The following is a 13,401-nucleotide window of genomic DNA, read 5'->3' on the forward strand; positions in this document are numbered from 1 at the left end:
ATAAGAGGTGTCTTTATGAAAAAGCATTTTGTTATCAACCTACTTGCAACATCAATAATTTTCTTAACTTGTAGAGCACAAGCAGCGAATGCAACTGACGATAATTGTAATCAAAAAGATAAAATAGAATTAAAGACCTACGACATTTTTAACTTAGAAGATCCAGACACTATTTTTCTCCATCGCTGGGCTAACTTTTTTCATATCAAAACCAAAAATAAAACACTGTACAATGAAGCAGCATTTTTCATCAAAAAGTGCGATGTAAGCCAAGAAGATCTTGAAGAACTGGAACGCCACCTCAGAAGTAAAAAATACATAAGAAATGCACGAGTAACTCGAAACGATAACTCTGACAAAATCACAGTTGAAGCTTGGGATAACTGGTCACTAATGCCAACAGTAGATTTTGGCCGTAAGGGGGGAAAGAATAAATACGCTATTGGTATCAAAGACAGAAATTTCTTAGGCTTGGGTATAGACGCTGAGCTTGAATCGTTTACCAATGATCAACGCAGTGGATATAAATTTAAAACTAATTTCCCATTATTCCTCAATAATAATATTAACGCGCAAGTTAATCTAACCAACAGCGACGACGGCACATCTGAATCTGTATTCATACAGAAAGACTTTGTAAGTTTTGATACCAACAATGCATTTAATATTGGCTTTGACAACTTTAGGCAAATAGATACCCAATACAAACTTGGCAAAACTTACAACCAATTTGAACACAATCAACGTTACTCAACAGCTAGCTGGCAATGGCTTAAAAATGATTCCAGTGAAGATACATTAAGATTTGGTATTGGTTTTACTAATGAACAGCATGAATTTTCAGCAGTTAATGAGATACAAAACCCAGATTTAATTTCTGTCGTACCTTCTAATAGAGAGTTTATATATCCATATCTTAGTGTTGAGTATTTGCAAAAAGACTTCAGAAAATTATCTAACCTCAACCTGATAAATCATATAGAAGACTTCAACCTTGGGTGGAATTTAACAACTCAAGTTGGCACTGATATCGGGAATACAGATACCTCACCAACATTACTTTGGCGGTCAAGTTTAACAAAAGGCATAGAAATATTTGATGATGCTTTTTGGTTTATTAGTGCAACCTTAGGTGGGGAAATTTACAGTGATTCCAACAATGCAAATAGAACTGTATTAAGCGTCAATAATGAATACTTTCATAAATTAAATGATAGCTGGAGTGCCTATTTAAAAAACAACAGTCAATTTAGTGAGAATCAATTTCAAGACAACCCTATTGTCTTAGGTGGTGAAACTGGCTTACGGGGTTATCCATTACAATACAGGCATGGCGATCACAGCACTCAATTTACGGCTGAAGCTCGTTATTACCCTCACATCAATATCTATAAATTACTTGAGTTAGGCGGAGCTATTTTTGTCGATACAGGCAGAGTTTTCGGTAGTTCAGATAATACCACCAACCAAGATTCATGGATGACTTCTGTGGGACTGGGTGCTCGATTTTACTCTACTCAAACCAGTGAAGCACGTGTCATTCATGTCGATATTATCAAGCCATTAACCTCTGATGCCAATGTCAATGGTGTTGAATTTCGTATAACCACTAAACATTCTTTCTAAGGTAAGTTAAGTGTACAAAATTATCAATTTTTTAAACCAAATTAAGCTCACAACTAATCAATTAGTGATTTATACCTGCGTATACATCACTTTAGTTTTGAATTTCCCATTTTTAAGTAAAATAACGACAGTGGTTACAGCCCTTGAATCTTACAATCTTTTTTTCTTACTGTCTGTCCCTGTTTTTTTATTGGCATTGTCTATTTTCGTTCAATGCTTTTTATCCTTTCGATGGATAACAAAACCACTACTCATCTTATTGGTTTTATTGTCGTCTGTTCTTTTTTATAGCACTGTGACATACGGTATAGTTTTTGATTATGGCATGATCCAAAATACAGTTGAAACGGATACGGCTGAAGCATTTTCTTATTTTAACTTCTCCGCAATATTGTTCTTTCTATTTTTTGGAGTAATACCTTCACTTCTTATTGCCAACGTTCAATTGACCTATAGTTCTTTTGTCGGGGAATTGCTCGCACGGATAAAATTACTTAGCGGCAGTGTCGGTGTAATATTTCTAATTGCAATAGTATTTTATTCAAACTATGCATCTGTTGGCCGAAATAATCGCGATTTAGTGGGCTATCTAACGCCATATGCCTTGATTGATTCAACAGTAAAATATGTTCGAAAAAACTATTTGTATCCTCCGTTAAAATTCAGCCTGTTAGACACGTCTCCAACCATTAAAAATGATGATAGTAACAAAAGTATTACTGTTTTAGTGCTAGGTGAAACAGCAAGATCCCAAAATTTTTCTTTAAATGGTTATGAAAAGCAGACCAATAGCCTAACTAAAGACTTAGGCGTTGTTTCATTTAAAGATGTTACCTCCTGTGGAACAGCAACTGCGGTATCTGTACCTTGTATGTTTTCAAGGTTAAACAAAAACAACTACGAGAAAAGAGTGGCGGTAGCACAACAAAATGCCGTTGATTTAATTCACTTGGCAGGAGCTGAAGTGTATTGGATCAGCAATAATAATGGTAGCTGCAAAGGCGTTTGCTCAAGGGTAAAAACGGAGCAGATTTCTACTAATAGTAAAAATCCATTATGTGATGGTGAGTACTGTTTCGATGAAGTGCTGGTTGACGAATTAAGAAAGAAACTTCATTCATTGGAAAGCGACAATACACTAATTGTACTTCATATGATCGGCTCTCATGGGCCTACTTACTACCGACGCTACCCCAAAAATAAACGAGTATTTTCTCCAGACTGTCAACGAAGTGATATCCAAAATTGTAGTCAAGAGGAACTGGTTAATACCTACAACAACACTATTGCTTATACTGATTTAGTCTTGTCAGAAATCATCACAGAACTTGCAGCATTGAGCAATGAGAACAATATCAAAACATCAATGATTTATGTTTCTGATCACGGTGAATCTTTGGGCGAAAGTGGCGTATATTTACATGGTTTACCTTACGCATTTGCACCAGAAGAACAAACAAAAGTGCCATTGATTTATTGGGGGGATAAATTACATCACAAAGCCAAGTTAGATTGTTTAAATAAAATTAGTGAACAGCCTATATCTCATGACAACGTATTCGATATTTTACTTGCTGAAATGCAAGTAAAGTCAAAAGTTTATCAACCTAAAAACAACCCTTTTAATCATTGTACTAATGGTGTTTCCGTAGCAAATGCAAAGTCACCAACAATTTCTCAAGGAGTAAACTAATCCGTGTTTGATAGTGAAAACAAGCCTAAAGGTCTTAAACGAGTTTATCTCGCAACATTGAATTCAATCAGAGCGTTCAAGTGGCTCCTAAGGAATGAAGCCGCATTTAGACAAGAGTTACTGTTGCTTATATTGTCGATCCCCGTAACTTTTTTGTTCAATATTACACTGAAAGAGCAACTCATACTTATCATTGCGGTACTGTTCATTATGTTTACCGAGATAGTAAATACTGCAATAGAGGCAGTCGTTGACCGTATTGGTTTCGAAATACACCCACTGTCAGGTTTAGCGAAAGATTTAGGGTCTGCCGCAGTATTAGTGAGTATAGTGATTGCTATATGTATTTGGTTGGTAGTTCTTTTTTAATGACATACTCACATAGAGGAATTTTATATGAATAAACAATTTAACGATGCTCTGATAAAAGTACCTCAATTAACAATAGGGTTTTGGATAATAAAAATACTCGCGACTACGTTAGGTGAAACAGGTGGTGATGCTGTTTCAATGTCAATGAATTTGGGCTATTTAGTTGGAACTGTAATCTTTATGTCCTTTTTTATTGCTGCTGTTATTATGCAAGTAAAATCTACAAAATTTAGCCCGTTTATTTATTGGATCACTATTATTGCATCAACGACAGTGGGGACAACACTTGCTGATTTTGCCGATAGATCGTTGGGAATTGGGTATTTAGGAGGCTCAACTCTATTAGCTACTCTCTTAATTATTACATTGGCTATTTGGTATAGAACAATTGGAAGTATCAGTGTTTCTACTATTGACAACCCTAAAGCTGAATCGTTTTACTGGTTAACCATTATGTTTTCTCAAACACTTGGGACTGCACTGGGAGACTGGACTGCTGATACTGCTGGATTGGGTTATATTGGAGCTGCATATATTTTCAGTACAGGCTTAGGAATTGTATTAACCCTATATATGTTCACTAAAGTATCTAGAACAATGTTATTTTGGCTTGCATTTGTTTTGACTCGTCCCTTAGGCGCGGTTGTTGGTGACTTTTTAGACAAGCCTGTTGCGCACGGTGGTTTGGAATTGAGTAGATATTCAGCTACCGCGACACTACTGTTTGTAATAGTAGTTTTGATCATACTTCTACCTCAACGACCTGCTTTAAAACAACATTAATGTCTAATTATCAGTTTTAATTAAGCAATTCTTAAGTTTAACCTAATACAGTAAACATCGTGTTATTCACTAAAAAGAATTGCGATGTTTACTTCTATCTACAGCTTTATCAGACCATTCCTACTATTCTCTGTTTCTGTCATGCTATTCCTAACCTTAGTACGAACAGGGTTGGCTATCTGGCAATTAGATAGATTTAATGACTTAAATAGTATATGGAGCCTAATCACAAATGGCTTTCGTATAGACTTAAGTAGCGTAGGTTACTTATGCGCCATCCCGGCGTTATTGCACCCTTGGGTGTCAAAAACTAGATTTCAAGAATATTGGTCATTGGTTTTGCGAATTTGGTTTCTGATCTGCTTTATGGGCATATTGTTTTTTGAATTAGCAACGCCCGCATTTATCAATGAATACGGCTTTAGACCAAACAGGCTATTTATTGAATATCTAGCTTATCCTGATGAAGTGTCTAAAATGCTGGTGAATGGTCATTTGATAACAATATTGATAGTGTTTGCTCTATTGCTATTTCCTGTTAAAAAAATATGGCAGTTTACTGATCACGTAGTCTCTAACAAAGTAAAAGAAGATAACGCAGCAATCGGAAGTAGGCTGGTTTCTTGTTTGATGCTTTTTGTAATAATTGCTTTATCTGCACGAGGGACATTAGGCCACAGACCAATCAATCCTGCCTTAGTGTACTTTTCCACTGACCCACTAGTTAATTCACTTACATTAAATTCGACCTACAGTGTTGCTTATGCGCTTAATCAATTCGGTGATGAAAAAAATGCAGCTAAGTTGTATGGCAAGATGGAAGATGATCGAGTTATTGAGCTAGTTCGTCAGGAGTCAAAACAACCTTTGGACAGCTTCAAAAACGATAACTTACCCACTTTAAGTAAGCGCTCTCCGAGCTTTAAGGGGCAACCAAAAAACTTGGTAATTATCCTTGAAGAAAGCTTAGGTGCCCAATATGTATCATCTCTTGGTGGAATCCCGCTGACACCTGAAATTGATAAATTAAATCAAGAAGGTTGGGCATTTAAACGATTATACGCAACAGGCACTCGCTCCGTTAGAGGTATTGAAGCGGTTATAACTGGCTTTACTCCAACTCCCTCTAGGGCAGTGGTTAAGTTAGACAAATCGCAAAAGGACTTCTTTACTATTGCATCTCTGCTAAAAGAAAATGGTTATGAGACTCAATTTATTTATGGTGGAGAAAGTCATTTCGACAACATGAAAAGCTTCTTTTTAGGAAACGGCTTTACTGACATTGTTGACTTTAATGATATTGAAAACCCACAATTCGTAGCGTCTTGGGGGGCAAGCGATGGTGATTTGTTTAATCAAACTGATATTGAATTAACTAAGCTTCATAACGAAGGAAAACCATTTTTTAGTTTCATATTTACGTCAAGTAACCATGATCCATTTGAAATACCTGACGGTATTGTTTCACCAATTCAATACACTGCTAAACAATTACAACAATATGATGGCAAAGAATTACTGCGCCATAAAGCCATACAATATGCAGATTATGCCTTAGGACAATTTATTGCAAAAGCAAAAGCTCAAGACTATTGGGAAAATACTATATTCCTCGTTGTTGCCGACCATGATGCAAGAGCAATGGGTAAAGATCTTGTTCCCATTAACAATTTCCATATTCCGGGTGTGATTCTAAACTCAGGTAAAGGACCCACTTCAGATCAACGAATAGTCAGTCAAATCGATTTAGCACCAACTCTTTTGTCATTAATAGGTATAGAGAATATTTCACCAATGTTAGGTCAAGACCTAACAGTTCCAACGGCTTCTAATAGAGCTATGATGCAGTATGCAGAGAATTTTGCTTATATGGTTAATGATGAAGTAACCATCCTTCAGCCAAGTAAAGCACCTTTGAACTTTCAATATAATTATGAACTCAACACACTATCACCAATAGATGTTAACCGTGACACTTCAGAGATCGCATTGGCCCATGTACTGTGGGGAAGTTTGGCGTATAAAAACCATTGGTATTCTCTGAAAGAAGAATAACTCGGCTTGTTATTCTATTGGCTTTTTTCTGAACAATTGCTCTTTCGATTCCTCTGCTATCAATTGTAAATATGAACTGATGTAGGTGATAAATGAGATTACAAAATTTTAAACAAAAAATACGGGAACTGAAACGCCAAACATTAGTAGTATATTTTATATCTCGCGAACCAGCGCTACCTTGGTATGTAAAAGCCATTGCAATTATAGTCGCAGCTTACGCACTAAGCCCGATAGACTTAGTTCCAGATTTCATACCAATATTGGGGTTGATAGATGACTTTATAATTCTGCCTCTTGGTTTTGCACTAATTATTTATTTAACCCCAAAAAAAATATTACGAATCGCAAAAATAAAAGCTCAACAATATAACGAAAAGCCAATAAGCTATATTAGCGCAATTGCGGTTATTTTAGTCTGGTTTGTAGCTTTACTTTTTATTGCGCATTCAATTCAAAGCAAATTTATTACATAATTTTTTTAAAATTTATACTTAAAAATATACGTTATTTGAGCTATCTCATTTTTAAAATCGTTTCAGGTGTATATTGTCCTAAGCGCATAGTAGCGAGTTCATCAGTCGTTACACTGAATAATTTGGGCTTATCGGATAGTGAATAGCAGTTACCGTTGTGAGTGATGACCTCCATCTTGTTATCAACAAATCTTTTGCTAACAATTATGGAGGTAACAATTTGCTCATAGGGACGAAATCTAAATGTTTCATCTTCGATTACCTGACCAGCTAACACATCGCCTAAATAAGCCTTATTAGCGCCCATACTGTCAAAAACAGAAACAATACTAACATCGACTAAAAATGTTTTTTCCATCAGCTTATACCGCCTCTTTTACCTTGATCGGTCTAAAACCCACGGAAAAGCGAGTACCTTTTAAGGCAAACCAGTCATTGCTAGCATCAGTGTGTGACATTAAGATTTTCTTTTGCTCAATTTGCATATCTGTGAGAACTTCATGATTCGCGTATGAGGTACTGATGCGGTGAGCTTCAAAAACTAGAGACTGTTGTTCAACTTTAATAATGTATTTCTGAAATTCCTTAGTATTTTTGACTAATAGATTTAGCTTAGGCAGCTCTGTATTTATTTTTTTAGCTTTTTCTGTGGGCAGCATAAAACCAAATACAAGGTATCGCTTACGTCGTATGTGATAAAACGCTGGGGTTTCACTACCATTTTGTAATACGTCACCAAAGGCAAACATCTAGAAGAACAAGAAACAGTTACAGAGGAAGATACAACAGAAGTAGAGCTACCGATTGAAATAGCAGACAAGTTAGAAAAAAACCAACAGACTGCTAAGAATCAATTAGAAAAACTAGCAATTGAAAGCTACAAAGTCGCACAACAAGTTGCAGAAAAAAGAGTTAAATCAACTATTGATGATTACCAATCAAAAATCCTTGAATATGAGGAATCTGAAAATCAAGCAAGCCTCGCTATTGAATCAAGCGACAATAAAATTGACGAACTAGAAGCTGAAATAGATGTTTTGCAATCTCGAAACGAAGAGCTAGTGGCAGAAAACTCAAGACTGCTTGGGTTACTAGAAGCAAATGAGAGTCGTATCAAACAACTTGAAATTAAAGAAGTAGAGTTTGATAAGCTCCAACGGGCTTACGGCAAACTAGAAGGGAAATTTGAGTTATTAAGCAAATAACCCATTAATTGATTTTAAATTTCCTTTATCTTTAGGCTATCTCCACGAGGAAACATTTGTGACACACCGATTTGAAACTGAGTCATACCTTCTTGATCAAAGTCCAATGTATCAGTAGGAAAATTCATCATTCCTATTGATATTCTAGGGTCAGGTAGAGAACCTGAAGCAATACTTCTATTTTCTACAGCTTGTTGTTTCAATCGGCTACCGAGAAGCCAAGGATCATTTTGTTGAGCTATGGCAACTGCCTGCTCCAACGACACAACTTTATTTGCTTGGGCAATAAAGGCAGGGAGACAGATCATGAAACCTAGTATGAGTTTTGCTCCCCCTAATAAAGAACATTTCATTAGAATTGCTCCTCATAACCATTAACTTTTTTATAGACTTTGCTGCTTCCATCATTAAACAAGATCAGAATGTTATAAGGCATGAAGCGTTCGCCAACTTCCATCCCCGGAGATCCAACTGGCATCACAGGAACAGACAAACCAATGGCGTTGTCATGTTTTTCAGCTACGAATTGTTTTATGAATTTAGCTGGTACATGCCCTTCGAATACAAAACCATTTTTAGTAACAGCAGTGTGGCAAGAGCGATAGATGGGTAGAATTTCAAACTTCGTTTTAATACCGCTAATATCTTGAGAGTCATTTGAATGCGCAGTAATACCTTCATCTTCAATATGAGATATCCACTTTTTACAACATCCACAGCTAGGCGTTTTATAAACCAATAACTCTATTGGCTTAGCCTCAATGTGATTTTCGTGTTTGTGCTCGTTAGCGTGAGCAAACGCTGGTATAAACAGTAATGTTACTGCTATTTGTATATATCTATTGAACATTTTTTGCCCCCAGACAAGGCTGGAAAATTAAAGCGTTAATACGCTAAAAATTAATTAACAGGAAAAGTTAAAACGTGTGTGCTACGAGAAGCATTCCGTGAAATGCTGGCACACTAACCCTCTGTTAGGCAAATATTGGAGGACGATAAAGAGAAGTGGAAATTGAGTTTGGCTGTTCAGAAGTTTGAATTATTTCAGCTTCAGTAAAACCCAAAACACTAGAATTATTATGGCCAGAAATCAACAAAATTACTGATGAACACGCGTGTTCAGGACATACACAATCTACATCACAACAGTCTTCAGACTGTTTGATTTACTACTTTTCATCTTACTATGATCCATACCCTCATAAGACTTCATTGAAGAATGATCCACAGTCATATGAGATTGATGAGAATTTTCCGACATTTCACAAGACATAGCAGTATAAGCCAATGCTTGCCCAACAAAGGCAATCAGCATAGCTGCTAAAACTAAGACTTTTGAAAGTGGTTTAAACATAAATTATCTCAAAAAAATACCTATAAAATATTAATACAGTGGAGTCTCAAAGTAAATGGGACTTTCTATTTATGAGGTATAATTTGATTTTTGTGACCTTTAAGATTAACTGGAAAACCAAGCTATATAATGGTTCGTTGTTTAACTATCGAGCGATTTAATAATACCGCAGGTTTCAATTGTACTACCAGAGCCACAAGTACTTGCCATTTGCTGTAACTCTTTTTTTAATGCTTTCAATTCTTTCATGCGTTTATTAACTAACGTTAGTTGCTGCTCAATGAGTATGTTCACACTTAAGCAGCTTTCTTCGGGTTTATTTTTTAATTCAATAAGGCGCTTAATGTTGGCGAGTGGAATATCTAAACTTCGGCAATGCTTTATGAATTCCAACTCCTTCATCGCTTTATTGCTATACAGCCTGAAATTACCTTCTGAACGCTCTGGATCAGCAAGCAACCCTTCTTTTTCATAATACCTAATTGTTTGTATTGAACAACCTGATGTTTTCGATAATTCGCCAATTTTCATAAAGCTTCCCAACAAACTTGACTCTATAGTTACTATATGTTTTATAGTTAAAGCATACAAGTTAATAAGGGGTAAAAATGTGTGATAAGTATCTAACCAAGACCAGCATTGTCAATTTTGAACACGAGGATATTCAGTCCCTTATAAATCATCGCTGATGGAACAAATTTAATGAATTCAACAAAATTGGAGCCGCCTATCAATTTTTGAAAGATGAAATGTTGTTTGGCTACAACAAGAGCGATGATATTTCAGCGAGTGAAGTGCTGTCTGATGGTTATGGTCAATGTAATACCAAAGGCAATCTATTGATGGCTCTATTGCGTGGATTAGGCATTCCATGCCGATTTCACGGGTTTACTATAAATCAACAGTTGCAAAAAGGTGCCATACCAACCTATGTTTTTTGGTTAGCTCCTAAATACATTATCCACAGTTGGGTGGAGGTATACCTTGATGGTCGTTGGATCAACTTAGAAGGCTTTATCTTGGATGCACAATATCTAACATCCTTACAGCAAAGGTTTAGCCAAGAAAAAGATGTTTTTTGTGGCTATGGTGTTGCAACTAAATGCTTCTCATATCCAGATACTGATTGGCGGGGAACCGATACTTATATACAAAAAGAAGGTATTCATGACGATTTCGGACTTTATGATTCCCCTGATGAGTTCTATCGTGAGCAAGGAACTAACTTATCAGGCGTGAAACGTTGGATGTATCAACGAGTGATCCGTCATCTGATCAACTTCAATGTCGCTAATATTAGAAAAAAGACAGTACTGGAGGTACAAAATGCACAACCATAACCACAGTCATCAACATGGACAAGACAACCGTATTGGTTGGGCATTTTTTCTGAATGTGACATTCACCATTATTGAATTCATTGGTGGTTGGCTAACTAACAGTACGGCGATTATGGCTGATGCCGTTCATGATTTGGGTGATAGCCTGTCTATAGGGTTTGCTTGGTTATTGAGTCGTTTCTCAGATAAAGAAGCATCAGATAAATTTAGTTACGGTTATCGGCGACTCACACTTTTTGGGGCACTCATCAATGGAATCGTTTTGGTTATTGGCTCTATTTGGGTTTTATTTGAAGCAATACCTAGGTTGTCCAGTCCAGAAATGCCTGTTGCGGAAGGAATGTTAGGGCTAGCTTTGCTTGGTGTTGCCGTCAACGGCTATGCTGTATTTAAATTAAAAGCGGGTAAGACATTAAATGAAAAAGTGCTGACATGGCACCTACTTGAAGATGTGCTTGGTTGGGTTGCTGTTCTTATTGTTTCTGTCGTGCTTCTTTTTGTTGAACTACCTATATTAGATCCTTTACTTTCAATTGGATTTACATTATTCATTTTATTTAATGTATTCAGAAACCTAAAATCAACGCTAGTATTGTTTCTGCAAGCTGCACCAGAAGAAGAAACTCAAGAAAATATAAAACGATCACTAACTGAATTACCTGAAATAAGTGGTATTCATCATATGCACTTTTGGTCATTAGATGGTGAAAGCCACGTATTGACTGCACACTTAGAGTTAACTCATAACCTAGAGGTTGATGACATAATTAAGCTAAAGCAACGAATAGCTAAAGAGCTTTCTACTCATCAGTTGTCTCATACAACCATTGAGTTTGAATTTCCTCAAGAATCTTGTCGTGATGAGATTGAAAAGGACCAACATAACTAGCCCAAACATTAGCTTTCTGTTATATTTTTCATTCTTGTATTTATAGGTGTTTATTTTGAATTTATCTGTTGCTGTAAGGGTACTACTGATTATTTCGATTGTTTTGCAATCGTTATCGTCTATTGCGTCCGCAACTTATGATAGTCATCACTGTGGGCATTGCAGTGGTAGCCACCTATCATGGATATTAGTTAGCAATTTAAACAGTACTGCTAAGTTACATTTCATAAACCGATTTTCCCCTCAGGTAGATCAAACAAAAGATTACCAAGACTCCATATTACGCCCTCCTAAATCTTAATTTATTTGATTATTAATGACCTTTATATCCTGTCACAAGGATAAAAAAGTTGGTGTTTATTAATTTAAAAATTAAGAGTTCATATGTATTTATATTTAAAAAATGCAGGTGTATGCCTGTCTATGTGCCTTGTTATAGGCTTTTCAATTAATTCTTATGGCAAGGAAAAAACTACTTCATGGTTAGAAAACCAAATAAATAAAGATCCTGAAATTATTGAGGCAAGAGAGTTACTCAAAGCTAGTCAATTTCAGGCAAAAAGCTTGACTAAAGCTATCTATAACCCTGAGTTTGAGGCTAGTTATGAAAAGGAAGGTGATTTTAAAAACTTTTCAGTTGGTCTGAGTCAAACTATTGATTTATGGGATAAACAGTCATCCAACAAAAACATTGGTGAAATTGTTTTTTACATGAATCAACAGCAATTATTAGATTTACTTGAATCAAAGAAAGCCGAAGCACTAATCGCGCTTGTTAATTGGCAGGCTTCCAAAGATGCAGCAAAATTGTTAATTGAAAAAGAAGAACAACTGCGAACACTGGTTAGCATTGTTGATGAAAAGCAAAAAGTGGGACTACTGGACCCTATTGATGCTGAATTAGTGTATCTAAACCTAGCACAAACCTTTAGTGAAATTTCCGAATATCAAATTGCGTTAAAGCATGCGGAAGTTCAAGTTCAAGAGTTACTGCCGGATTGGACTCCAGACATAGCCAAAGGACAGCAGTTTGAGTTTAAGACAACAAATTATTCCTTCAATACAGAATGGGTTAAACAACACCCTAAAGTAAAACTTGCTAAAGCGTATTGGCAAGAGCAACAAGCCAAGGCTCAACTTAGCACAATAGAAGCTAAAGCTAATCCCACCATTGGGATTAGTGCAGGTGAAAGTGGCAATGAAAGTACAGTTGGACTTACATTTTCAATGCCTTTAAATATCAGGAATAACTACTCCGATACTATTAAATTTGCCTACTCAAAATCTATTGCCGCAGAAGCCAAATTTCAGTCGGTTTTTCGCAAGCAGTCTTTTAAAGCAAAAGCTAACTATGAATCACTTTTGGTTAGTAAAAAATATTACGAACAGTGGTTAAAACTTACCCACGGCAGGTTGAATAACAGCGAAAAATTACTAAACAAACGCTGGGAAGCAGGTGACATAAATACTTCTGATTATTTATTTGCTTTAAATCAACGGGCAGAAGGACTTCAAACAGGAATTCAACTGGAAAAGCAATTCAAGGTTGCCGAAATTTCCTTCATTTCAAGTATGGGTCAGTTATCCAAATTTGAGATTTAACCGCTC

15 protein-coding genes and 1 pseudogene are annotated in these 13,401 nt (G+C 36.1%); 10 read left to right on the plus strand and 6 right to left on the minus strand.

Translation table 11 applies throughout. The features are described from left to right. Positions 1-15 precede the first annotated feature (15 nt). The 6 genes from I6E69_RS05200 (at position 16) to I6E69_RS05225 (ending at position 7,005) form a co-directional block, all read left to right on the plus strand. The gene (locus I6E69_RS05200) at positions 16-1,626 is read left to right on the plus strand and encodes a hypothetical protein (protein WP_149981306.1); all 1,611 of its coding nucleotides are present in this window, start codon (positions 16-18) and stop codon (positions 1,624-1,626) included. A 10-nt stretch (positions 1,627-1,636) separates the two neighbouring features. Continuing rightward, positions 1,637-3,319 (plus strand): phosphoethanolamine transferase, encoded by a 1,683-nt coding sequence (locus tag I6E69_RS05205; RefSeq protein WP_149981307.1) that lies wholly within the window; start codon positions 1,637-1,639, stop codon positions 3,317-3,319. Positions 3,320-3,322: 3 nt separating this feature from the next. Continuing rightward, positions 3,323-3,688 (plus strand): diacylglycerol kinase, encoded by a 366-nt coding sequence (locus I6E69_RS05210; protein ID WP_149981308.1) that lies wholly within the window; start codon positions 3,323-3,325, stop codon positions 3,686-3,688. A gap of 27 nt (positions 3,689-3,715) precedes the next feature. Next, positions 3,716-4,474 (plus strand): hypothetical protein, encoded by a 759-nt coding sequence (locus I6E69_RS05215; RefSeq protein WP_149981309.1) that lies wholly within the window; start codon positions 3,716-3,718, stop codon positions 4,472-4,474. Positions 4,475-4,558: 84 nt separating this feature from the next. Next, positions 4,559-6,529 (plus strand): LTA synthase family protein, encoded by a 1,971-nt coding sequence (locus I6E69_RS05220; RefSeq protein WP_149981310.1) that lies wholly within the window; start codon positions 4,559-4,561, stop codon positions 6,527-6,529. 92 nt (positions 6,530-6,621) lie between these two features. Further along, positions 6,622-7,005 (plus strand): YkvA family protein, encoded by a 384-nt coding sequence (locus tag I6E69_RS05225; protein WP_149981311.1) that lies wholly within the window; start codon positions 6,622-6,624, stop codon positions 7,003-7,005. Between the two features lie 40 nt (positions 7,006-7,045). On the opposite strand, the gene I6E69_RS05230 is transcribed toward I6E69_RS05225, so the two are convergent. Together I6E69_RS05230 and I6E69_RS05235 are read right to left on the minus strand one after the other, a co-directional pair. Beyond that, positions 7,046-7,363 (minus strand): hypothetical protein, encoded by a 318-nt coding sequence (locus tag I6E69_RS05230; protein ID WP_149981312.1) that lies wholly within the window; start codon positions 7,361-7,363, stop codon positions 7,046-7,048. A gap of 4 nt (positions 7,364-7,367) precedes the next feature. Then, positions 7,368-7,754 carry a hypothetical protein gene (locus I6E69_RS05235; RefSeq protein WP_149981313.1) on the minus strand — a complete coding sequence of 129 codons (387 nt, stop codon included), beginning with the start codon at positions 7,752-7,754 and terminating at the stop codon, positions 7,368-7,370. A gap of 288 nt (positions 7,755-8,042) precedes the next feature. On the opposite strand from I6E69_RS05235, the gene I6E69_RS05240 reads away from it, so the two are divergent. After that, a complete protein-coding gene (locus tag I6E69_RS05240) occupies positions 8,043-8,210 on the plus strand; it encodes a hypothetical protein (RefSeq protein ID WP_179959166.1) in 168 nt (55 codons plus the stop codon). Between the two features lie 20 nt (positions 8,211-8,230). On the opposite strand, the pseudogene I6E69_RS05245 reads toward I6E69_RS05240, so the two are convergent. The 4 genes and pseudogenes from I6E69_RS05245 to I6E69_RS05260 all read right to left on the minus strand — a co-directional run. After that, a pseudogene (locus I6E69_RS05245) lies at positions 8,231-8,518 on the minus strand (TolC family protein); the annotation flags it as partial. A 44-nt stretch (positions 8,519-8,562) separates the two neighbouring features. Next, positions 8,563-9,060 carry a DUF411 domain-containing protein gene (locus I6E69_RS05250; protein ID WP_149981315.1) on the minus strand — a complete coding sequence of 166 codons (498 nt, stop codon included), beginning with the start codon at positions 9,058-9,060 and terminating at the stop codon, positions 8,563-8,565. Positions 9,061-9,345: 285 nt separating this feature from the next. Then, a complete protein-coding gene (locus tag I6E69_RS20615) occupies positions 9,346-9,564 on the minus strand; it encodes a hypothetical protein (protein ID WP_231619716.1) in 219 nt (72 codons plus the stop codon). Between the two features lie 141 nt (positions 9,565-9,705). Then, positions 9,706-10,095: a Cd(II)/Pb(II)-responsive transcriptional regulator gene (locus I6E69_RS05260; protein ID WP_149981316.1), complete on the minus strand. Its 390-nt coding sequence runs from the start codon at positions 10,093-10,095 to the stop codon at positions 9,706-9,708. 185 nt (positions 10,096-10,280) lie between these two features. On the opposite strand from I6E69_RS05260, the gene I6E69_RS05265 reads away from it, so the two are divergent. From I6E69_RS05265 to I6E69_RS05275, 3 genes are all read left to right on the plus strand, one after another. Further along, the gene (locus I6E69_RS05265) at positions 10,281-10,904 is read left to right on the plus strand and encodes a transglutaminase family protein (RefSeq protein WP_281290904.1); all 624 of its coding nucleotides are present in this window, start codon (positions 10,281-10,283) and stop codon (positions 10,902-10,904) included. Beyond that, on the plus strand, positions 10,891-11,793 hold the full coding sequence (locus I6E69_RS05270; protein ID WP_149981317.1) for a cation diffusion facilitator family transporter: 903 nt from the start codon (positions 10,891-10,893) through the stop codon (positions 11,791-11,793). The genes I6E69_RS05265 and I6E69_RS05270 overlap by 14 nt, the downstream gene beginning before the upstream one ends. Positions 11,794-12,177: 384 nt before the next feature. After that, complete coding sequence (locus I6E69_RS05275; protein ID WP_149981319.1) at positions 12,178-13,395, plus strand: TolC family protein; 1,218 nt, start codon at positions 12,178-12,180, stop codon at positions 13,393-13,395. The last annotated feature ends 6 nt before the right edge of the window (positions 13,396-13,401 follow it).

Source organism: Pseudoalteromonas sp. NZS100, from assembly GCF_015864815.1.
GTDB lineage: Bacteria > Pseudomonadota > Gammaproteobacteria > Enterobacterales > Alteromonadaceae > Pseudoalteromonas > Pseudoalteromonas distincta.

Bases quoted from the DNA above. Each gene is read 5' to 3' on its own strand.
- I6E69_RS05200 (WP_149981306.1), top strand. From the start codon at position 16: ATGAAAAAGCATTTTGTTATCAACCTACTTGCAACATCAATAATTTTC.
- I6E69_RS05215 (WP_149981309.1), top strand. From the start codon at position 3,716: ATGAATAAACAATTTAACGATGCTCTGATAAAAGTACCTCAATTAACA.
- I6E69_RS05220 (WP_149981310.1), top strand. From the start codon at position 4,559: ATGTTTACTTCTATCTACAGCTTTATCAGACCATTCCTACTATTCTCT.
- I6E69_RS05225 (WP_149981311.1), top strand. From the start codon at position 6,622: ATGAGATTACAAAATTTTAAACAAAAAATACGGGAACTGAAACGCCAA.
- I6E69_RS05230 (WP_149981312.1), bottom strand. From the start codon at position 7,363: ATGGAAAAAACATTTTTAGTCGATGTTAGTATTGTTTCTGTTTTTGAC.
- I6E69_RS05235 (WP_149981313.1), bottom strand. From the start codon at position 7,754: ATGTTTGCCTTTGGTGACGTATTACAAAATGGTAGTGAAACCCCAGCG.
- I6E69_RS05250 (WP_149981315.1), bottom strand. From the start codon at position 9,060: ATGTTCAATAGATATATACAAATAGCAGTAACATTACTGTTTATACCA.
- I6E69_RS20615 (WP_231619716.1), bottom strand. From the start codon at position 9,564: ATGTTTAAACCACTTTCAAAAGTCTTAGTTTTAGCAGCTATGCTGATT.
- I6E69_RS05260 (WP_149981316.1), bottom strand. From the start codon at position 10,095: ATGAAAATTGGCGAATTATCGAAAACATCAGGTTGTTCAATACAAACA.
- I6E69_RS05270 (WP_149981317.1), top strand. From the start codon at position 10,891: ATGCACAACCATAACCACAGTCATCAACATGGACAAGACAACCGTATT.
- I6E69_RS05275 (WP_149981319.1), top strand. From the start codon at position 12,178: ATGTATTTATATTTAAAAAATGCAGGTGTATGCCTGTCTATGTGCCTT.